Annotated in this window: 17 protein-coding genes; 7 read left to right on the forward strand and 10 right to left on the reverse strand. The window is 58.0% G+C overall.

The features are described 5' to 3' along the window. Positions 1–207 precede the first annotated feature (207 nt). On the forward strand, positions 208–1908 hold the full coding sequence (locus GS646_RS13465) for a SulP family inorganic anion transporter (RefSeq protein ID WP_171647810.1): 1701 nt from the start codon (positions 208–210) through the stop codon (positions 1906–1908). Positions 1909–1918: 10 nt separating this feature from the next. Here GS646_RS13465 and dld read toward each other — a convergent pair whose 3' ends face one another. The 4 genes from dld to GS646_RS13485 form a co-directional block, all read right to left on the reverse strand. Beyond that, positions 1919–3598 (reverse strand): D-lactate dehydrogenase, encoded by a 1680-nt coding sequence (gene dld, locus GS646_RS13470; protein WP_171186315.1) that lies wholly within the window; start codon positions 3596–3598, stop codon positions 1919–1921. A gap of 19 nt (positions 3599–3617) precedes the next feature. After that, positions 3618–4769: an alpha-hydroxy acid oxidase gene (locus tag GS646_RS13475; protein ID WP_171091562.1), complete on the reverse strand. Its 1152-nt coding sequence runs from the start codon at positions 4767–4769 to the stop codon at positions 3618–3620. Between the two features lie 12 nt (positions 4770–4781). Beyond that, complete coding sequence (locus GS646_RS13480) at positions 4782–6845, reverse strand: TRAP transporter large permease subunit (protein ID WP_171186319.1); 2064 nt, start codon at positions 6843–6845, stop codon at positions 4782–4784. 116 nt (positions 6846–6961) lie between these two features. After that, positions 6962–8011: a TRAP transporter substrate-binding protein gene (locus GS646_RS13485; RefSeq protein WP_171176032.1), complete on the reverse strand. Its 1050-nt coding sequence runs from the start codon at positions 8009–8011 to the stop codon at positions 6962–6964. Between the two features lie 334 nt (positions 8012–8345). Between GS646_RS13485 and GS646_RS13490 the strand changes: the two genes are divergently transcribed. Beyond that, on the forward strand, positions 8346–9119 hold the full coding sequence (locus GS646_RS13490) for a FadR/GntR family transcriptional regulator (protein ID WP_171186321.1): 774 nt from the start codon (positions 8346–8348) through the stop codon (positions 9117–9119). Between the two features lie 14 nt (positions 9120–9133). Here GS646_RS13490 and GS646_RS13495 read toward each other — a convergent pair whose 3' ends face one another. Further along, positions 9134–9616 carry an Lrp/AsnC family transcriptional regulator gene (locus GS646_RS13495; protein WP_171647808.1) on the reverse strand — a complete coding sequence of 161 codons (483 nt, stop codon included), beginning with the start codon at positions 9614–9616 and terminating at the stop codon, positions 9134–9136. A 108-nt stretch (positions 9617–9724) separates the two neighbouring features. On the opposite strand from GS646_RS13495, the gene putA reads away from it, so the two are divergent. Both putA and GS646_RS13505 read left to right on the forward strand, forming a co-directional pair. Continuing rightward, positions 9725–13123, forward strand: coding sequence for a bifunctional proline dehydrogenase/L-glutamate gamma-semialdehyde dehydrogenase PutA (gene putA, locus GS646_RS13500; RefSeq protein WP_171647806.1), 3399 nt, complete (start codon positions 9725–9727; stop codon positions 13121–13123). 42 nt (positions 13124–13165) lie between these two features. Beyond that, entirely contained in the window at positions 13166–13909 is a 744-nt protein-coding gene (locus GS646_RS13505) for a rhomboid family intramembrane serine protease (RefSeq protein WP_171186326.1), read from the forward strand. A 12-nt stretch (positions 13910–13921) separates the two neighbouring features. Here the strand turns inward: GS646_RS13505 and GS646_RS13510 are convergent, their stop codons facing one another. Continuing rightward, a complete protein-coding gene (locus GS646_RS13510) occupies positions 13922–14707 on the reverse strand; it encodes an inositol monophosphatase family protein (RefSeq protein WP_171186328.1) in 786 nt (261 codons plus the stop codon). A gap of 98 nt (positions 14708–14805) precedes the next feature. Further along, positions 14806–15711, reverse strand: coding sequence for a LysR family transcriptional regulator (locus GS646_RS13515; protein ID WP_171091577.1), 906 nt, complete (start codon positions 15709–15711; stop codon positions 14806–14808). A 94-nt stretch (positions 15712–15805) separates the two neighbouring features. Between GS646_RS13515 and metF the strand changes: the two genes are divergently transcribed. Beyond that, a complete protein-coding gene (metF, locus tag GS646_RS13520) occupies positions 15806–16672 on the forward strand; it encodes a methylenetetrahydrofolate reductase [NAD(P)H] (protein ID WP_171647804.1) in 867 nt (288 codons plus the stop codon). A 228-nt stretch (positions 16673–16900) separates the two neighbouring features. Then, positions 16901–17566, forward strand: a complete 666-nt coding sequence (locus GS646_RS13525) for a J domain-containing protein (RefSeq protein ID WP_171091580.1) — start codon at positions 16901–16903, stop codon at positions 17564–17566. A gap of 58 nt (positions 17567–17624) precedes the next feature. Here GS646_RS13525 and GS646_RS13530 read toward each other — a convergent pair whose 3' ends face one another. Next, positions 17625–18143, reverse strand: a complete 519-nt coding sequence (locus GS646_RS13530) for a YHS domain-containing (seleno)protein (protein WP_171091582.1) — start codon at positions 18141–18143, stop codon at positions 17625–17627. Between the two features lie 236 nt (positions 18144–18379). On the opposite strand from GS646_RS13530, the gene yghU reads away from it, so the two are divergent. Further along, entirely contained in the window at positions 18380–19258 is an 879-nt protein-coding gene (gene yghU, locus GS646_RS13535; RefSeq protein ID WP_171186333.1) for a glutathione-dependent disulfide-bond oxidoreductase, read from the forward strand. A 61-nt stretch (positions 19259–19319) separates the two neighbouring features. Here the strand turns inward: yghU and GS646_RS13540 are convergent, their stop codons facing one another. Together GS646_RS13540 and GS646_RS13545 are read right to left on the reverse strand one after the other, a co-directional pair. Then, positions 19320–20108 carry an SseB family protein gene (locus GS646_RS13540; protein ID WP_171647802.1) on the reverse strand — a complete coding sequence of 263 codons (789 nt, stop codon included), beginning with the start codon at positions 20106–20108 and terminating at the stop codon, positions 19320–19322. Beyond that, positions 20101–20688 (reverse strand): uracil-DNA glycosylase family protein, encoded by a 588-nt coding sequence (locus tag GS646_RS13545; protein ID WP_171186337.1) that lies wholly within the window; start codon positions 20686–20688, stop codon positions 20101–20103. Before GS646_RS13545 ends, GS646_RS13540 begins: the two co-directional genes overlap by 8 nt. Positions 20689–20747: the final 59 nt, after the last annotated feature.

Genomic DNA, 20747 nt, shown 5'->3' on the forward strand with positions numbered 1-20747 from the left:
TGGTAAGTACGGTAGGTCATGTTTACCCTTGATAGGCCCCGCGCGAAATTGGGGGTTTCCCGTAGTTGTGTAAAATTCCCTGAAAACCTGTCGAGAACGGCTGCAAAGCCATCTCGATTTATCCCTCTTCCCTTGCATTCATTCCGACCCGGCGCTCTGGTGGTATGAAAGGTAGAAATGAAGGACAAATCGGGCGAAAGGTAACCCATGGAAAAACCGGGCAGAAATCGCAAACTGTCGGCTTTGCCGGTTCTGCAAGGTGTCTTGCCTTTGGACCGATCACGCCTTCCTGCCGAGATGCTTGCAGGGCTTACATTCGCCTGCCTCGCGATACCCGAAGTTATGGGTTACACCAAAATTGCGGGTACGCCGGTCGTCACCGGGCTGTATACGATCCTGATTCCCATGGCCCTGTTCGCCCTATTCGGCTCATCACGGCACCTGGTGGTCGGGGCCGATTCGGCAACGGCAGCCATTACCGCCTCGGCCCTTGCGGGCATGGCGGTTACAGGCTCGTCCGAGTATCTGGCTTTGGCATCGCTTCTGGCATTGATGGCAGCCGTGTTTTTGATTGGCGCGCGGATCATCGGACTGGGATTCCTGGCCGATTTCCTGTCTCGTACCGTTCTTGTTGGTTTCCTGACCGGCGTAGGCATTCAGGTCGCCACGGGTGAAATACCCGGTCTATTGGGGATCGAGGCCACGGGGCACGGCACGCTTGCGCGACTGACCGATGTTTTCAACAATTTGGCTCAGGTCAGTTGGCCAACCGTTTGTGTATCGGCGGCCGTTCTTGGTATTGTGCTTGCCTGCACAATGTTGTCGCGAAAAGTACCAGGACCTTTGATCGCGATCGTGGGGGTGATCTTATGCAGTTGGGCCTTTTCCTTCGAAACGGTGGGAATTGCCCTGCTGGGAACAGTGCCCGGCGGCTTGCCATCGATCTCGATCCCCGAGGTGGATTGGAGTTGGACCCTGTTCAAACAACTCCTGCCCACTGCACTGTCCATCTTCGTTGTCATTCTGGCCCAAAGCGCTGCGACCTCGCGCGCGTACGCGGCCCGATATGACGAGAGGTTCAGCGAGAACACAGACCTGATCGGGCTTGGGCTTGCCAATTTCGGAGCGGCATTCACCGGCACATTTGTGGTCAACGGCAGCCCCACCAAAACCGAAATGGTCGCCAGCGCGGGTGGCCGTAGTCAGGTGGCGCAACTGACCACGGTTGCCATAGTCCTGCTTGTGATCCTGTTTCTGACCAAACCGCTTGCCTATCTGCCGAATGCCGCCTTATCCGCTATCGTCTTCCTGATCGGGTTGAAACTGATCGATCTGCGTGGTCTGACAACGATTTACAAACAAGCCCGATCCGAGTTCTGGGTGGCCACTGCGACGGCAGCTGTGGTTGTCGTGGTCGGCGTGGAACAAGGCATCATCTTTGCAATGGTCCTGTCGCTGGTCGATCACACCCGCAGAGGGTATCACCCAAAGAACGCTGTGATTGTCAAAACCCAGTCCGGTGGCTGGCATTCAAAAGATCTGGCCCCGCCTAACCAGTTCGAGCCCGGCCTCGTGATCTATCGGTTTTCGCACGGCATGTATTACGCAAACACGCAGCGATTTACCGATGAAGTCACCGCCATTGCGCAAGGCCCGGACGCCAAACCTGAATGGTTCTGCCTTGACGCGTCAGCCATAGATGAGGTCGATTTCACCGCCGGATACGCCTTGCGCAACATGGCCGGGGTCCTGAAGGAAAACGACATCCAGCTGGTATTCACGCTGGTTGAGCACGACGTAAAGGCCGAGTTGGATCGATATGGCGTGACCGACATTGTGGGAGAAACCGCGTTTTTCGACAGCGGCACCAGCCTTCTCGAAGCCTTTCACAAGCGTCAAAAGACGTAACGATGTTCACTTAGTGATAGTGTTTCGCCTTCGACATCTTTCCAATGCCGGGATTGAACGAGTTGGTTGGGTCGCAACATTTGTAATGCGCCGCCAGATCAGGTTTGGCCGGGTACAAATGGCCCACATTGTGCTCGGCCGGATATTCCGCACCGCGTTCGTCGAACAGCTTAAGCATCGCCGCCTTCAACGCCTTGGGGTCCGCGCCCTTTTTGACGATGTAGTCCTGATGCATGACGTGGCACATGAAGTGGCCATAGTAGAGTTTGTGCACCAGCTGGCTCTCGATTTCGGGCGGGAGTTTTTCAAGCCAGTCCTGATCGTTGCGGCGCAGCGCCACGTCCAACGCGATAATGTCTTCTACTTCCGAGTTATGCAGAGCCATGTAACGCACGGCGGCTCCGGCTGCTGCGAAGCGGTGCAAACCGGCAATCTTGGCCTCGCGGGCGTCGCATTCAAAAAATCCGGCGTCGCGGTCTTCCAAGAAATTCGGCAACCACGCAGCAGCCTCTGCTATACCGTCATCTTTCATCTTCAGGATCAGGTGATGTTCGTACTTGTCACGGAACTCAACCACCCGCTTGGGCAGAACACGTGGCCATAGCGCCACGGCCATTTGCATGAAACGGTCGGTGAAATTATCTAGTAACGGGATCCGCCGAAGACGTGCATCGACCGCGCCTTTCATCGCAAAGAAGAACGGCAAGCGATCCGTACCCAGTTTGTCGATCATCACAACCGTGTCCTTGCCGTATTTGGCAGTGATGTCGAACACCTCACGCTGCATATATTCGGCCGAAACAGGAAGGGACTTGAACCTGGACAGGATATGACGGCGCAAAGCGGCCAGATCATCGGGGTTGTTTGTTCCGATATAGAACACTTTTTCCGCGTCATTTTTCTTGAAGGTATCAAGACGTACGGCAAAGACCGCCAGTTTACCGGCAGAGCCAGCGGATTCGAACAATTTGGCCTTGTCTGCGTTGAAGCGCGCAGGCGTTTCTGCGTCCACATCCCGCACGATCTGCGCATAATCGCTGGCTGAGGCGCGCTTGTTTGTGGCACCGGGGTTGCGGTCGAACATGCCAGCGTCGAGGCTTGCCAGGATTTCCTCGGGCGTATCGCCCAAATCAATGCCCAGATGGTTGACCAGTTCCAGCTCGCCCTGCTCGGATATCCGGGCGTACACGGACAGTTCGGTGTAAACCGGCCCACGCTCGACCAAAGACCCGCCCGAGTTATTGCAGACCCCACCCACAATCGATGCACCGATGCACGAGGATCCGATCACTGAATGCGGCTCGCGCCCCAACGGAGCCAGCAGTTTTTCCAACGCGAAAAGGGTGGCACCGGGAAAGCTGACGATTTGCTCGCCATTGTTCAACGGGACCAGTGTATCCATCCGGCGGGTGTTGATCAGAACGACATCGCGGTCATAGCTGCCCGACGGTGTCGAGCCTTCGGTCAAGCCGGTATTGGCCGCCTGCATGATGACAATCTTGTCCGAGGCAACGCAGGCTTGCAGGATTTTCCACTGTTCCAGCAGGGTACCGGGCTGAATGATACATAGCGCCTCACCTTCGCCCGAGCGGAAGCCACGCCGAAACCGCTCGGTCGCGCGTTCGCCAGTCAAGACGTGGCGTGATCCGACGATAGAACGGAAGTGCTTGATCAACTCGTCATTGGTCATCTCGGCCCCCAATTTGGGTTCAGGCGTTGCGGAAACGGATATTCTCGCGGCTCAACTGGTCGACGCTGGTGACGCCCATCAGTTTCATGTCGCGCTCAATCTCGGCCCGCATCAGGCCAAGCGCGCGCTCGACACCCGCCTGCCCGGCGGCGGCCAACGGGTAGAGATAGTGCCGCCCGACACCCACGGCCTTGGCCCCAATCGACAGCGCCTTCAGCACATGGGTACCGCGTTGGATGCCGCTGTCCATCATCACATCCAGCTTGTCGCCGACGGCATCGACGATCTCAGCCAGTTGGTCAAAGGGCGTGCGTGAGCCGTCCAACTGGCGACCACCGTGGTTCGACAGGATGATGCCGGTGCATCCGATCTCAGCCGCGCGTTTAGCATCTTCGACGGTCATGATGCCCTTAAGGCAGAACTGACCGTCCCAGTCGCGCACCATCTGTGCCACGTCATCCCAGTTCATCGACGGGTCGAGCATGTCGGTAAAGTAGCCGCCGATCGAGCTGGCGCCGCCACCCATATCCACGTGTTCTTCCAGTTGCGGCAGGCGGAATTTCTCGTGTGTGACGTAGTTGATCCCCCACATCGGCTTGATCGCGAACTGGATCATTCCGCCTAGCGTCAGCCGGAACGGGATCGAGAACCCTGTGCGCAAGTCACGCTCACGATTGCCTCCGGTGATGCTGTCGACGGTCAGCATCATGACCTCGACACCCGCCTCTTTCGCGCGCTGCATCATGGCGGCGTTCAGGCCCCGATCCTTGTGGAAATAGAACTGATAGACCTGCGGGTTCTTATGCTTTTTCCGAAGCTCCTCCAGCGACACGGTCCCCAGCGAAGAAACACCAAACATCGTCCCGTATTTCTCAGCCGCCGCCGCGACAGCGCGTTCGCCCTGATGGTGGAACAGGCGCTGCAAGGCAGTGGGCGAGCAATAGACGGGCATGTCCAGCTTTTGCCCCATCACCGTGACCGACATATCCACGTCTGACACTCCGCGCAGGACCGACGGCAACAGATCACACCGGTCAAACGCATTGGTGTTTTCCCGATACGTCACCTCATCATCCGCGCCACCATCGATGTAGTTGAAGATGGGGCCCGGCAGCCGCTGCTTGGCCAGCCGCCGGAAATCGTGGAAGTTATGACATTGGCTAAGACGCATCGGGCAGGCTCCTTAGTAAGCGACCGAGGGCAACCAGGTGGCGAGCGTCGGCCAGAGGAAGACTAACGCCAGACCGGTCAGCTGCAAAAGCACAAAGGGGATGATGCCTTTGTAGATGTGGGTCAGCTTGATCTCGGGCGGGCAGACGCCTTTCAGGTAGAACAGGGCGAAGCCAACCGGCGGGGTCAGGAAGCTGGTTTGCAGCGTTACCGCGACCAGGATCACGAACCACACCAACGCCGGTTCATCCAGTACGCCAAAGCCGGGGATGTCGATGCCCAACCCGTTCACGATGGGGCGCATCAGAGGCAACACGATCAGCGTGATCTCGATCCAGTCCAGAACGAAGCCCAGCAAGAACACGATGAACAGGATGAACAGGATCGTCCCGTTGGCTCCGAAACCGGTGGATTGCACCACATGTTCGATCAACTCGTCCCCGCCCAATTCACGCAGGACGTAGGAGAATACGGTCGCGCCAAGGAAGATCGCGAAGATGTACGCAGTGGTGTTGAAAGTCGACACCAGCACGTTCCACAGCTTGGCGAAAGTCAGCTTACGATAGCCCAGCGCCAGCAGTGTCGCGCCCAGCGCACCGATGCCCGAGGCTTCGGTCGGCGTGGTCAGACCCGCAAAGATCGAACCTAGCACGGCGAGGATCAGCATCAGCGTCGGGATGACGGCGATCAGAACGTCCTTGACAGCGGCCCAGTCGGGGGCTTTCGCACCTTCAGGCACAGGGGCTGCGTCACGTTTGATCAAGGCTAGTAGGAAGATATAGGTCAGGTACAGTCCACCGATGATCACGCCGGGGAAAACAGCCGCCATGAACAGATCCCCGACAGACAGGGCCATCTGATCGGCCATGATCACCAGCATGATCGAGGGTGGGATCAGGATACCCAGCGTACCGGACGCTGAAACCACGCCAGCAGCCAACGTCGGTTGATACTTCTGCTGCATCATCGACGGCAACGACAGCACGCCCAACAGAACCACCGAGGCTCCGATAATGCCTGTAGAGGCCGCCAGAATGATCCCAATCAGAGTCACGGTGATCGCCAGACCTCCGCGCACGGTGCCGAACAGGCGCTGCATCGAGGACATCAGACGCTCGGCCACACCGGATTCGTCCAGCATCAGGCCCATGAAGATGAACATCGGCAGGGCGACCAGAACCGCGTTGGACATGGTGGCATAGACCCGGTTCACCACAGCACCCAGGGTCAGGTAATCGAGCCCTGTAAAGGTGCTCTCAAGACCCGTCCACAGCATAAGATCGTTGTCGAACAGGTAAGCCAGACCGCAATAGGCCACACCGACACCCGCCAGCACCCATGCCACCGGATAGCCAGTGAACAGCAGCGCAATGAAGGTCAGGAACATCGCGATGACCAGCTTTTCCTCGGTCGTTTCGACAAGGAAGGTCAGGCCGACGCAGACGGCAGCAAACACGGCCAGAACCAGTAGGATACGACGCAGCGGCGCGCCTTCCCGTTCCGAGGCCGGCCCGTAAAGCAGCGCGTGCCCATCGTGGATCAACCGTGCGAGTGCAGCCAGTGCGAGCAGGATGAAACTGATCGGAATGACAGCCTTGAACGCCCAGCGCGCAGGCAGACCAGTTGGGCTGTCCGAGCGTTCATTGACGCGGAAGCTTTCGTAGAAATAGTCATACCCCTGGTCGACCATCAAATAGATGAAAGGGGTCAACAGAGTCAGGATGCCGATCACTTCGATGATCCGCTGCGCCCGGCGGGACAGCTGCATATGCAGGACGTCAACGCGGACATGGCTGTCGGTGATCAAGGCATATGAGATGCCGATCATCGTGACGACGCCGTAGAAATGCCACTGGATCTCGTCCAGCTTGGGATAGTTCTGGCTGAACAGGTAGCGCAGCGAAACCTGGCTGAAGATCGCGGCCATCAGCAGGATATTCGCCCACATGACCACATGTCCCACCGCCTTGACGCCCGTGTCGATGGCGACGGCGATCTTCTGACGGTCGGTATCTGGATGTTCCAGGATGCCTTCATAGGCTTCGACCGGATCATTTGTATATTTTTCGTTGGCCATGGTCATTCCTCGCTCAGCACCCCGGCGCGCGGGACGGTGAAGGGTTAGAAATTCCGTTTTTGGGAGAGTTCGGAGCGGCGGACTCCGCCGCCCCGGTTACGTCAGTTAGGGAGAGTTTACTGACGTGGGAGGAACGCGTTGGTCTTCCAGAGGTTATAGCCGTCGCGGAATTCGTTCATGTCCGCCAGGACTTGGGCAAAGAAAGCATCGTTTGCGGCTTCTTCAGCGGCAACCTCATCCCAGGTGGCACGGAAGGTGTCCAGCATCTCGGGCGACCACTGTTTGATGGTGACACCGTTGTTTTCAACGTTGTCGATTAGCGCAGCATGCTGGATCGCTTCACCTTCGGCAAAGCTGTCTGCCATCGACGCCTTGCAGGCGCTTTCGATGATCGCCTTGTGCTGGTCGCTGGTTTCATTCCAGACGTCTTTGTTGATCAGCAGTTCGAAAACAGTCGCCTGCTGGTGCCAGCCGGGGAAATAGTTGAACTTGACCAGTTTATGGAAGCCCAGGCGCGCATCAATGGCGGGCATCGAAAATTCAGTCGCGTCAATCGCGCCTTTTTCCAGCGCGGGGAATATCTCACCACCCGGCAGCAGCGACGTTGCAACACCCAGCTTCTGCATGACTTTGCCGCCCAGACCAAAGAAACGCATCTTCAGACCGTTCAGGTCTTCGGGCGAATTGATCTCGGTCGCGAACCAACCCGAGGTTTCGGGTGCGATGATCGCGCAAGGCAGAACTTTTACGTTGTAACCGGCCTGATCATACATTTCCTGATACAGGGTCATGCCGTTGCCGTAATAGAGCCACGCCATGTATTCACCCGCTTCGGGGCCGAAAGGCACAGCCGAAAACAGCGGCGCAGCCGGGATTTTACCGGCCCAATATCCAGCTGTGGTGTAGCCCGAGTTGATCTTGCCAGTGGATACCGCGTCCAAAATCTCGAACGGCGGAACCAGCTTGCCCGGCTCGTACACTTTCATCTTCAGCGTGCCGCCCGACATCACGTCAAGCTGTTCTGCAACACGCGGGATCGGCGAGCCCAAGCCCGGCAATTCGGTCGAGAACGCAATCGGCGTTTTCAACAGCAGTTTGTCTGCGGCAACCGCAGGCGCGGCCATAATGCTGGCCGCCACGGCCAAGCTCGTCAGGGTCTTCTTCATGAGATCTCCTCCAGGGTTGGTCGGGGTTTCGGCCCGATCATTGGCGCAGGCTCTTCCAGCGCCGCTCCGGTGGTAAACTAACTTTACCATGACGATCCAGTCAACAATTTTGTTTACCACTGGATATCAAGCTGCTTTCACTTACAGCGTGTCCGCGCGGTTCCTCAGCGCGTTGCGGTTTTGGTTCAGATTTGAAAATCCTGCAATTTCCCCAATCAATTCTGGCAATTATGCCTAAGAATCCAGCGAACCGTGTTTTCTTGAAATTTACCGCGATATGGTTATATTTATTTACCAGTAATATGATCTTCGCATTTCATATGAGGCAAAACCCATGAGCACCAAGGCGATTTTTGAACCGGTCGGACACGAATCGCTGGCTGACGCTGTTGTCTCACAAATCGAAGATCTGATCGCATCGGGCATTCTTAAACAGGGGCGCAAGCTGCCTTCCGAGCGTGATCTGGCAGAGATGCTGCGCGTGTCGCGCCCGAAACTGCGCGAAGCGCTGGCCGCGCTGGAAGAGCGCGGCTTGGTGACCACTCAGCACGGAGAAGGTACATTTGTGGCTGCCCTGACAGGGCAGGCGATGCTACCGGCTTTGCTCTCACTTTATGAACGGCACGAGCCCGCGTTTTTTGACTATCTTGAATACCGTCGCGAGCAAGAAGGGTTTGCCGCCCGCCTGGCCGCCCGACGCGCGACCAAGGCGGACAAGGAACGAATTGCCGAGATTCTGGCCGAAAACCAACGCGCCTGGGAAGAAAATGATGCCGTGGCCTCGCGCGAGGCAGATTTCGCGCTGCATTCAGCCATTGTTGATGCCAGCCAGAATGCAACTCTTATCCATATGATGGCGTCCATCTATGAATTGACCAAGCAAGGCGTCTTCTACAACCGCAGCTTTTTGAAGTCGATTGACGGGTCTGGCAAGAAATTGCTGGAACAGCATCTTGAATTGGGTCAGGCCGTGATCGACAGCGATGAAGAGCGTGCGGAACAGGCTGCGTTTGCACACATCGATTTCGTTGAAGATTCCTTCAAACTGGGAATCGAACAGCAACGCCGCGAAGCCATGGCTGAAAAGCGTCGGATATTGTCGCGCTGATGATTTGTGGGCGGTCAGCCCGTCACGTCCAATGCGCCCAACATGCCGGTTTCCTTAACCGCCTCCATCGCCACAAAGGTGGATGTGCTCGCCACATGTGGCAGAGACGAAATCTTTTCTGCCAGCACCGCGCGGTATTCTGACATGGATCCGGTTCGAACCTTCAAAAGATAGTCGAAGTTTGACGCAATCATATGGGCCTGCTCGACTTCTGCGATCCGGCGAACGGCGGCATTGAACTCGGCCAGTGCCTTTTCTCGCGTGTCTGTCATACGCACCTCGACAAAGGCCACGTGATCCAGACCCAATCTGATCGGGTCAAGCATTGCCCGATACCCTTTTATCACGCCACTCGCCTCGAGCCGCTTTAGCCGCGCTTGCGTCGGTGATTTCGACAAACCGATCTCGCGCGCAAGATCAGCAACCGAAACACGGCCATCCTCAGCCAAAATTTTCAGAATCGACCGGTCGAAGCGGTCCAGATCAGGGAAGTTCATTTACACTGCCTTTCACCGTAAATTCGGAACACTCGCCTGTTGATAGGTCAAACTCAGTCCGTTGTCCCGTTTCATCCGACTTATATTATCACAAAGACCGGAGGACCCATGTCACACAGCCTGCGTACACTCATTGACACCCCAACCTATGCCGATCAGTCGGCTGTTCTTGATACCCTGATCACTCAGGCCAACCTGACAAACACAGATCGCAACGCCATCTGTGCTGCTGCCGCGCAGCTGGTTCGCGACATCCGGTCCAGCACCTCACCCGGCTTGATGGAGGTATTTTTGGCCGAATATGGCCTGTCCACCGACGAAGGCATCGCCCTAATGTGTCTGGCCGAAGCACTGCTGCGCGTACCCGATGCCGATACGATCGATGCGTTGATCGAAGATAAGATCGCGCCATCCGATTGGGGCAAACATCTGGGGCAATCCTCATCATCGCTGGTGAACGCATCGACCTGGGCGCTGATGCTGACCGGCAAGGTGCTGGACGAAGGCCAGGCCTCTCCGGTCGGTGCGCTGCGCGGTGCAATCAAGCGCTTGGGCGAGCCCGTGATCCGTACCGCCGTGGCGCGTGCGATGAAAGAAATGGGGCGGCAATTCGTTTTGGGTGAAACCATTCAGTCCGCCATGAAACGTGCGCGGGGGATGGAGGATAACGGCTATACCTATTCCTATGACATGCTGGGCGAAGCCGCACGCACCGAGGCGGACGCCGCGCGCTATCACCTGTCCTATTCGCGCGCCATTTCGGCCATTGCCGAGGCCTGCATCCATGACGACATCCGCGCCAATCCCGGCATCTCGGTCAAGCTGTCCGCCCTGCATCCTCGCTATGAGCTGGCGCAGGAGCAGCGTGTCATGGACGAGTTGGTCCCGCGCCTGCGGGCTCTGGCATTGCTGGCCAAAGCCGCTGGCATGGGTCTGAACGTCGATGCCGAAGAGGCAGACCGCCTTTCGCTATCGCTGCAAGTCATAGAGGCAGTCATGTCTGATCCAGCCCTCGCCGGGTGGCACGGGTTCGGTATCGTGGTGCAGGCCTACGGGCCGCGCGCCGGTCTGGTTCTCGATACGCTTTACGATATGGCGCAGCGCCACGACCGCAAGCTGATGGTGCGTCTGGTCAAAGGCGCCTATTGGGACACAGAAATCAAACGTGCGCAGGTCGAAGGGGTGGATGGGTTTCCGGTCTTCACCCACAAGGCGGCAACCGATGTTTCCTACATCGCCAATGCCCGCAAACTGCTGAACATGACCGACCGGATCTATCCGCAATTTGCGACCCACAACGCCCATACGGTCAGCGCCATCCTGCATATGGCCGACGATCAACCTTACGAGTTCCAGCGCCTGCATGGTATGGGCGAGACTCTGCATCAGATCGTGATGGGCAAGCAGAACACCCGGTGCCGCATCTATGCGCCGGTCGGGGCGCATCGCGACTTGCTGGCCTATCTGGTACGACGCCTGCTGGAAAACGGGGCAAACTCTTCTTTCGTGAACCAGATCGTCGATGAAAACGTGCCGCCGGAAGAGGTCGCCGCAGACCCGTTTATCACCGTACAGACGCCGCCGCCCGCCCTACCGACAGGGCCCGAGCTGTTTCAACCAGAGCGCCCCAATTCCAAAGGGTTTGATCTGCACCACACGCCCACTCTGGATCGGATCGAAGCAGCGCGGGATGGGTTCCGTGCGCATCATTGGTTTGCTCAACCTTTGTTGGCCGACAAGGCCAAGCCAGAGGCCGAAGAACCTGTTACCAACCCGGCCAATCCGCAGGACCGGCCCGGGTCCGTTGCGCCAGCCAGCGCGGCGGATGCAGAGCTGGCCCTGGCCTCGGCCAACCCCTGGGACGCACCGGCTGCTGAGCGTTCGCGCGTTCTGAACGCTGCTGCCGATCTTTATGAAGCGAACTATGGCGAGCTTTTCGCGCTTCTTGCTCGCGAAGCCGGGAAATCCCTGCCTGACGCGGTGGCGGAACTTCGCGAGGCGGTGGACTTCCTGCGGTATTACGCAGCCAATATTCCTGCGGCCAAGTCTGCCGGAATCTTTACCTGCATCAGCCCCTGGAACTTCCCTCTGGCCATTTTCTCAGGGCAGATCGCAGCGGCGCTGGCCACCGGAAACGCGGTTTTGGCCAAACCTGCGCCTCAGACGCCATTGGTTGCACATCGCGCCATTCAGCTGATGCATGAGGCAGGCGTGCCGCGCGATGCGTTGCAATTGCTGCCAGGCGGGCCTGCCGTGGGCGCGTCGCTGACGTCAGACGAACGCGTCTCGGGCGTGGCTTTCACGGGGTCTACGGCCACCGCGCTCAAAATCAGGGCCGCAATGGCCGGGAACATGCGCCCCGGCACGCCGCTGATCGCGGAAACCGGCGGCCTGAACGCTATGATCGTCGATAGCACCGCCCTGCCCGAACAGGCCGTGCAGTCGATCATTGAAAGTGCCTTCCAGTCGGCGGGCCAACGTTGTTCGGCCCTGCGGTGTCTGTATCTGCAGGAAGACATCGCCGACGACGTTCTGATCATGCTCAAAGGCGCAATGGACGCGCTGAGCATTGGAGATCCCTGGCTCATCTCAACCGATTGCGGCCCGGTCATCGACGAACAGGCCCGTCAAGGCATCGCAGATCACGTGGCCAAGGCGCGCGGCGAAGGGCGGGTTCTGAAAGAGCTTCCGCTGCCGCCCGAAGGCACTTTTGTTGCCCCAACACTGATCGAGGTTTCTGGCATTGCCGCGCTGGAACGCGAGATTTTTGGCCCCGTACTGCACGTGGCCCGGTTCAAGGCGCAGGACATTGACAAGGTCATCGCCGATATAAACGCCACTGGATATGGCCTGACCTTTGGCCTACATACGCGCATCGACGACCGGGTCCAGCATGTGACCGAGGCGATCCATGCCGGCAACATTTATGTGAACCGCAACCAGATTGGGGCCATCGTCGGTTCGCAACCCTTTGGTGGCGAAGGTCTGTCGGGCACCGGCCCCAAGGCGGGCGGGCCGAACTACATGGCCCGCTTCTGCGCGCCGGATCGTCAAAATACGGCGGATACTTGGAGCACCGTGGCAGACCTGCCAGCCCCTCAAGGGCAACCAGCGCCAGTCAAAACCCAATCCTTGCCCGGTCCAACCGGAGAATCGAACCGCCTGAGTGAATACCCTCGCCCGCCATTGCTGTGTATGGGGCCCGGAGAGACTGCCGCAGCTTTGCAGGCTGAGACTGTTCAGGCGCTGGGTGGCACGGCCATTCAGGCGACCGGGATGCTGGACCTGCACAGGTTGGAAAACCTGACCGGCATCTCAGGTGTACTGTGGTGGGGGGATGACGAGACCGCCCGGCAGATCGAGCAGCATCTGGCGCGCCGCGACGGCCCGATTCTGCCCCTGATCCCCGGCAAGCCTGACCGTGCGCGGGTTCTGGGTGAGCGTCATGTCTGCGTCGACACGACAGCAGCGGGCGGAAACGCTGCGTTGTTGGGAGGTGCGGCATAAGCTTGCCTTGACGCTGGGCGCGTAAAAGCCCAGCGTCTCACCATGTTTCCGATCCGTGACCATAACCCTTCGGGGCGCACGCCTTATGTTGTCTATGCTCTGATGGCGGCCAACATCCTGATCTTCCTCAGCTATGTGGGGATCATGGATGACGGGCCGCGGATCGGCAGGCTGTTCTTCGACTACGCCATCATCCCGGCGCGGGTCAGCGATGGGTTCGGGCTGGAAACACTGGTGACGTCCATGTTCCTGCACGGCGGCTGGATGCATCTGGCCGGAAACATGCTTTTCCTTTGGATTTTCGGTGACAACCTGGAAGACGAGATGGGACACCTGCCCTTCTTGCTGTTCTATCTGGCAGCCGGGATTGGCGCTGGCCTCATTCACATCATCATCGGGCCGGACTCTCAGGTGCCGACCGTCGGCGCCTCGGGCGCAATTGCAGGTGTGATGGGTGGGTATCTGTTGCTGTTCCCGAAAGCGCGGGTGGATATCCTGCTGATCCTGATTGTCTATTTCAGGGTCTTCACAATTCCGGCCTTCATCATGCTGGGGGTCTGGCTGGCGATTCAGTTCTTTGGCAGCGTCACCAGCAACCCCGACGAAGGCGGCATTGCCTATTGGGCCCATACCGGAGGGTTTGCTGTGGGCCTGATCCTGTGCATACCGCTTTGGCTGCGGCGCGGAGGGGTGCAGTTTTGGGACCGCACCCATGGCCACCCGCCCCACCCGGAAGCGAAATACAAGCTTTCGCAGTCACGTATTCCACGTGTTCCGCGCAAGTAACCTGAGAACTGTTTAGCCCCGGATAACCTTAGAGAACTGATCAAAGATCGGTTCGTTAGAACAGATCACTTCACCGTCCTCCAGCACATTGCCTTCGGGGTTCAGTGCCTGCACGAAGCCGCCTGCCTCTTTCACGATGATGATACCGGCCGCAAGATCCCAGGCGTTCAGGCGGCGTTCCCAGAAACCTTCGTACCGGCCAGCGGCGACATACGCCATATCAAGCGCAGCGGCACCCCAGCGGCGTACACCAGCGCAAGCGGGCATGAGACGTGCCAGATCCTGCAGAGTCGCTGGCAGGTCCGAACGACCGCCAAAAGGCAGGCCAGTCGCAAAGACCGATTCAATCATGCGGTGACGGCCTGACACGCGAATACGCATATCATTCATCCATGCGCCCTCGCCTTTTTCCGCAAAGAACATCTCGTCCTTGGCGGCGTCATAGATCACACCGGCAACAATCTTACCCTTGTGTTCCAGCGCGATCGAGATCGCCCAATGCGGCAGGCCGTGCAGAAAGTTGGTGGTGCCATCCAGCGGATCGACGATCCAACGACGGGTCGGGTCTTCGCCGTCAATGGCGCCACCCTCTTCGGCCAACCACCCATAGGTAGGGCGTGCGCCCAGCAACTCTTCTTTCAGGATGGCCTCGGCGGCGATATCAGCTTTGGAAACGAAGTCCCCCGCGCCTTTCATCGACACCTGCAAATTCTCGACTTCACGGAAATCTTTGACCAAAGAACGCCCCGCTTTGCGCGCGGCTTTGATCATGATGTTGAGATTTGCACTGCCAACCATTGTCAAAAGGCTCCTGTCCGGTCAAACCGCGCGTATACTGCCGCAATGCGCCATTGCCAAGAGGAATGATACGCATAACGGACCCGCAGGAAACGCCGTTACTGGGATTGCAGCTTGCGGGCTTCTTCCCGGGCCAGTTTCACCAGTTCCTGCACATAAGGTTTCTCAAGATCCTCCGACCGGATCGCAGCGTACAGGCGTCGCGTGATCCCTTCTTTCGTCAGGGGCCGGGTCACGTAGTCCGAATTGTACTTGACCTCGCGCACGACCCAATCCGGCAAGACTGAAATCCCCCGGTTAGACGCGACCAAAAGCAGAATAACAGCGGTCAACTCGACCTGCCGGATCGCGGCGGGTTCAACCCGAGCAGGGATCAGCAACTGGCTGAACACATCCAGACGCGTACGCTCCACCGGATACGTGATCAGGGTTTGACCGCGAAAATCCTCTGCCTCGATATATTCTTTCTCGGCCAGTGGATGGGTCGAGGCGGCCACAAAGACGGCGTTGTAGTCGAACAGCTCCACAAACTCGACACCCGGCAGGTCTTCGGGGTCGGACGACACTACTAGATCAACCTCTTCTTTCTGCAAGGCCGGAAGGGCATCAAAGGCCAGGCCGGGGCGGATATCCACATCGACATCGCCCCAGGACTTCCTGAAAGCCTCAAGTACCGGGAAAAGCCATTCGAAACAGGCATGGCATTCGATTGCGATATGCATCCGCCCGGTACGCCCATCCCGCAGCGAAGAAAATTCATGCTGAGCAGCCTCGACCTGCGGTAGGATCTGTTCCGCAAGTCGCAGCAAACGCAATCCGGCGGCCGACAGTTTCATGGGCTTGGAGCGACGCAGAAAAAGCTCGACCCCCGCCTGATCCTCTAATCCTTTGATCTGGTGGCTTAACGCAGACTGAGTGATGTTCAACTGGTCTGCTGCACGCGCCAGCCCGCCGCATTCGTGGATCGCTTTGATGGTACGCAGGTGCCGGAATTCAATGTGCATTTCGAACAGCATTCATGTTGTTGTTGAATAATATGAGTTTGTCTCACATTGCCTGCCATGGCACAAGAGGCTCAGATGATCCAGCGAGGCCGTTATGTCCAAACCTGAAATTTCCTTTGAGTTCTTTCCGCCCAAAACTCTGGAAGCCTCATTCCGTCTTTGGGACACGGTTCAGACTTTGGCCCCCCTGGGCCCTCGCTTCGTGTCCGTTACCTATGGCGCTGGTGGCACAACGCGCGAGCTGACACGTGACGCAGTTTCGACCCTTCATAAGTCGTCGGGCCTGAACGTCGCTGCACATTTGACCTGCGTCGATGCCTCACGGCAGGAAACGTTGGAGATCGCCGACACATTCGCACGCACCGGTGTGCAAGACATCGTTGCCCTGCGCGGCGACCCGCCAAAGGGTCAGGACAAGTTCGTACCGCACCCCGACGGGTTCGCCAGCTCGGTCGAGCTGATTGAAGCGCTGGCCGAAACCGAGATGTTCAGTATTCGCGTCGGTGCCTATCCTGACAAACACCCCGAAGCTGCCGATTTGGCTGCGGATGTGGATTGGCTAAAGGCCAAGCTTGACGCGGGCGCGGACGAAGCCCTGACGCAGTTCTTCTTCGAGGCAGAAACCTTTTTCCGGTTCCGTGACGCCTGCGCCAAAGCGGGCATCGACAAGCCGATTGTGCCCGGCATTCTGCCGATCGAGAACTGGGCAGGTGCCCGCAATTTCGCCAAGCGCTGCGGCACACATATTCCAGTCTGGGTGGAACAGGCTTTCGAAAAGGCAGTACGCGACGGACGCGAGGATCTGCTGGCAACCGCGATCTGCACCGAGCTGTGTTCAGATCTGATCGAAGGCGGCGTGGACAAGCTGCATTTCTACACACTGAACCGCCCGGAATTGACCCGTGATGTGTGCTTTGCGCTTGGCATCACACCGCGCGTTGAACTGGAAAACGTCGCCTAAGTCGGAAAAACTCAACGATTCGCTCGGGTTAGGCTCACCTCGGGCGACTTTCGTTCTATTTTGTGTGAACTGTTTCACACTCATATTCGCAAAATTGCAGTTTTACAGGACAATTGAATCGCAAGATCGCGATTGTTGTCTGCACCCTCGCAAATCCACCCCGGAATTTGACAAAACTATGACCTGGGCGACACTGGGGGCGTATAGTTTGTAGCGAGTGTTTTGAGTATGGAACCTGTAGATAAAGTGCGGGCGCGCACTGATGCCCTTGCAGATTTGGGATTACCCCCATCTGCCAGTTCCAATGAAATCAGAGAGGCGTGGCGGCAGATCGCCTTTCATTCGCATCCCGATCACCGGGATGGGGACAGTTCCGGGTTTTCGCGCGCCAAGGCCGCCTATGATTTCTTACGCAACGAAGGATTGACGAAAAAGGGCGGTGGCAAAGCTGGCCAGGCTCAACCGCGTCGTCCGCGTTTGAAAAAGCGGATCATTGAGTTGCCGCAGGAAGACATCGCCGCCTGCAAAGCAATGCTGAGCCCTGAGGAAGTCTTGTCTCATGAGCACAGCCCAGCAGATGCGTTTGACGTACCCGAAGCGTGCATTTCGGACCATGTTCCAGATGCGGTAGGCTGTTACGGGCGGCATTTGACCTATTTCGTCACCACACCCGTGCATCACGGTGCAAATCGTGTGGCCTTGCCAACAACAGTCCTGAGCGGTGCGCGGCATACCGAGGCAGAGATTCTGAGCTTTCAGTCCAAGGACACCGGTGCCGGAGAGGTGGTGATCCCGGACACGATTTGCGAACGCAAATTTCCTGGCGCCAAGAGCGTGAAGATCCGGTTTGATGCCGATCAGGACATCCGCGATCAATTCTGGCTGGCGGGCTGAATGCAAAAAAGCCCGGCCAGATCAGCCGGGCTTTGAATTTTTCAATCCAAGGCGTCGATCAGTTTGTGACCGGGCCTTCCGAAGTGAATTTCGGGATCACACTTGTCGATGCGTCCGAGGACTCGATGCCCGGCCAGTTGCCTTCAGCGATGTTGATGTTGCCGGGCACATCTTCTTCCCAAAAGCCAACAACCACATCGGTGATGTTCAAGTACAGCTTGTCATCGACAATGCGCCACAAGTTGGGGTTGGCCGGAACCTTACCGCCTTTTGACACGCCATAAGCACAGTGGCCATCATATTGCGGCGCATAGAAGGCCGGATTTTCCAGGAACGTGTCGCGGTTTTCTTCGGTCGCAAAAGCCCAGGTTGCACCGTTGTATTCCGCAGTAATGTCGGCTTTTCCGCGCACGGCTTCGGGCTGCGATTGGCCGACCGGAACCTGATCAAGGCTGCGATATGCAACCACGTCGTAGCCCGAGACAGCAAAGCCGGTGCCATCAACATATTGAGGCCCGGCAAATGCCGGAACCGCCAGAGCCATGGCCGCAGCGAAGGTCAATGCAAAGCGTTTCATGTGGTCTATCCTTTTCGGGTCAACTGTGTCCGTGATGCCGTTGTGGCAGGTCTGACAAGACAATATGCGATTCCCGTGCAGTTCGTAGTCCCCCTAACGCCGCTGTGACCCGGCACGAGAAAACGTGAGAGTTTGGACGGAGATTGTTACAGAATAAGCCAACAGCAGCGGGTTGGACTCGGCGGTTTGCAATATTAGCTTTAAGACAGCCCTGATAACGGCAAGAAAGGCAAGAGATGAGCGACCAATCCCCGTACACCCCCCCAGCGGTCTGGACCTGGGACAGCAAAAGCGGCGGCCAGTTCGCCAATATCAACCGGCCGATTGCCGGAGCGACCCACGACAAAGACCTGCCGGTCGGACGCCACCCACTGCAACTGTACTCACTGGCCACACCCAATGGCGTGAAGGTTACGGTCATGCTGGAAGAACTGTTGGCGCTGGGTCACGAAGGTGCTGAATACAATGCCTGGCTGGTCAATATCGGCGAGGGCGATCAGTTCAGCTCAGGCTTTGTCGGAGCCAACCCAAATTCGAAAATCCCGGCCCTTTGGGACCGGTCCGGGGATACACCCACGCGCGTGTTCGAAAGCGCTTCGATCCTGTTTCACCTGGCTGAAAAGTTCGGCGCGTTCCTTCCTGCGTCGGGCCCTGAGCGCACTGAGGTGATGAACTGGGTGTTCTGGCAAATGGGCAGCGCGCCATATCTGGGCGGCGGGTTCGGCCATTTCTACGCCTACGCGCCCGAGAAATGGGAATACCCGATCAACCGCTTTGCGATGGAGACCAAGCGGCAGCTGGACGTTCTGGATCGGGAATTGGCGGACAAGACCTATATTGCTGGTGACGAGTACACGATTGCCGACATGGCGATCTGGCCTTGGTATGGCCAACTGGTATTGGGCCGTCTTTACAGCGCCGCCGAGTTTCTGGACGTTGAATCGTACAAGAACGTCATGCGTTGGGCCAAAGAAATTGACGCCCGTCCGGCGGTTCAGCGCGGGCGTATGGTCAACCGTGCTTTTGGCGAGCCGCACACGCAGCTGCACGAGCGCCACGATGCCAGCGATTTCGAGACCCGCACGCAGGACAAACTGGAACCAGCGGCGGAATAACTAATCCCGCTAGCACAACAACACGCGGTGCGGTCTGCGCCGCGTGTATGCGTTTAGACATTTATTTCAGAATTGGCGGATTGTCCGGGTTACTGCCGGGGGCCTCTCTTACCTGCTTGACGCTTTTGGGCTCGGGCAGATCAAAGCGAAGTCCAACCTTGGCCAACAACGCAGCAGCAGGCTCGCTGGCGGCGAAAAAACCGACATCCATCGCGCCCGCCTCGATCCCGGAAAAGGTCAACGCTTCGGACGCGGCCTTGGCAAGCGCGGGCTCTGCCCCATCGAGAACATCGACAAAACCCAACAAATGTCCCTGCGCGCCAGCTTCTGACTTGGTGGCTACCAAATAGGCCGCAGTGGCCAACCCGCCTGCGGTTGCCAGTTTGGTATCCAAAGCGGTCAGCAAATTATCAGGCAAACCAGACGGCGGCATGAACTCTGCCAGTTTTTCCTCGACCTCTTTTGGACTGTTTTGCAGCGTTTCGGCCAACCAACCCAATGCTTCTGCTGGAACCAGCATCGAGGATGGCGCAGTTTCCAGATTCAGGCCCAGCCCGATCCCCTGCCCTGCCAGCATCCCGGAAAGCACCCGCCCCGAAAGCGCCACGTAAGGTACGGGCCGACCTGCGAACTGCGCCAACCGTTCCTCTCGGTCAAAAGCCAGCACAAAGCGCCCGTCCGCAACGTCGAATAATTCGGGCGAGACATTCTCGTCCTGCGCTTCCTCGGTCAGCATCAGGAACAGCTCGCTGTCGGCCAGCCGCTCAAAAAATCGCAATCGGGCGGAATCGTTTTGCGGATCTGCCTGCATCGCGGCATGTGCTGCGTCCAACGCCGTGGGTTCAGTCATTCAACACCTCTTGGACCCGCGCGCGCAGAACCGGTAAAAGCTCGGCCTCGAACCACGGGTTTTTCTTTAACCATGCCGTATTGCGCCAGGACGGATGAGGCAAGGCAAAGACCCGCGGCGCATGGTCCTGCCAGCTTTGGACGGTGCTTGTGACCGAACCGCGTACGCCAAGGTGGTACTTATGCGCATGCCCCCCGACCAGGACGGTCAACGGCACCTGGCCCAGAACGCTCATCACCCGATCATGCCAGGTGTTTCGGCACAGGGCGGGCGGCGGAAGGTCGGCGCTGCGGGCATCATAACCGGGAAAGCAGAACGCCATGGGTACAATCGACACGCGGTCGCGGTCATAAAAGATCGTCTCATCAATCCCCAACCAATGCCTCAATCTGTCACCCGAAGGGTCGGTGAACGGCCGCCCCGACTCATGCACGCGTGCACCCGGCGCCTGCCCTGCGATCAGAACTGGTGTGCCTGAACGAAACCAAACTACCGGGCGTGGTTCATGCGCCGTTGCTGTCTGTGAAAACCTGTCTGCGCACAGGCGACAGGCCCGAATTTCGTCGGCTAAACTGTCCATCTAATGTCAAAACCTCTTCTGGCCCACGCGTCACGACGGGGAACATAAGGCCCGCCGGA

The organism is Ruegeria sp. HKCCD4315, from assembly GCF_013112245.1.
Classification (GTDB): Bacteria; Pseudomonadota; Alphaproteobacteria; order Rhodobacterales; family Rhodobacteraceae; genus Ruegeria.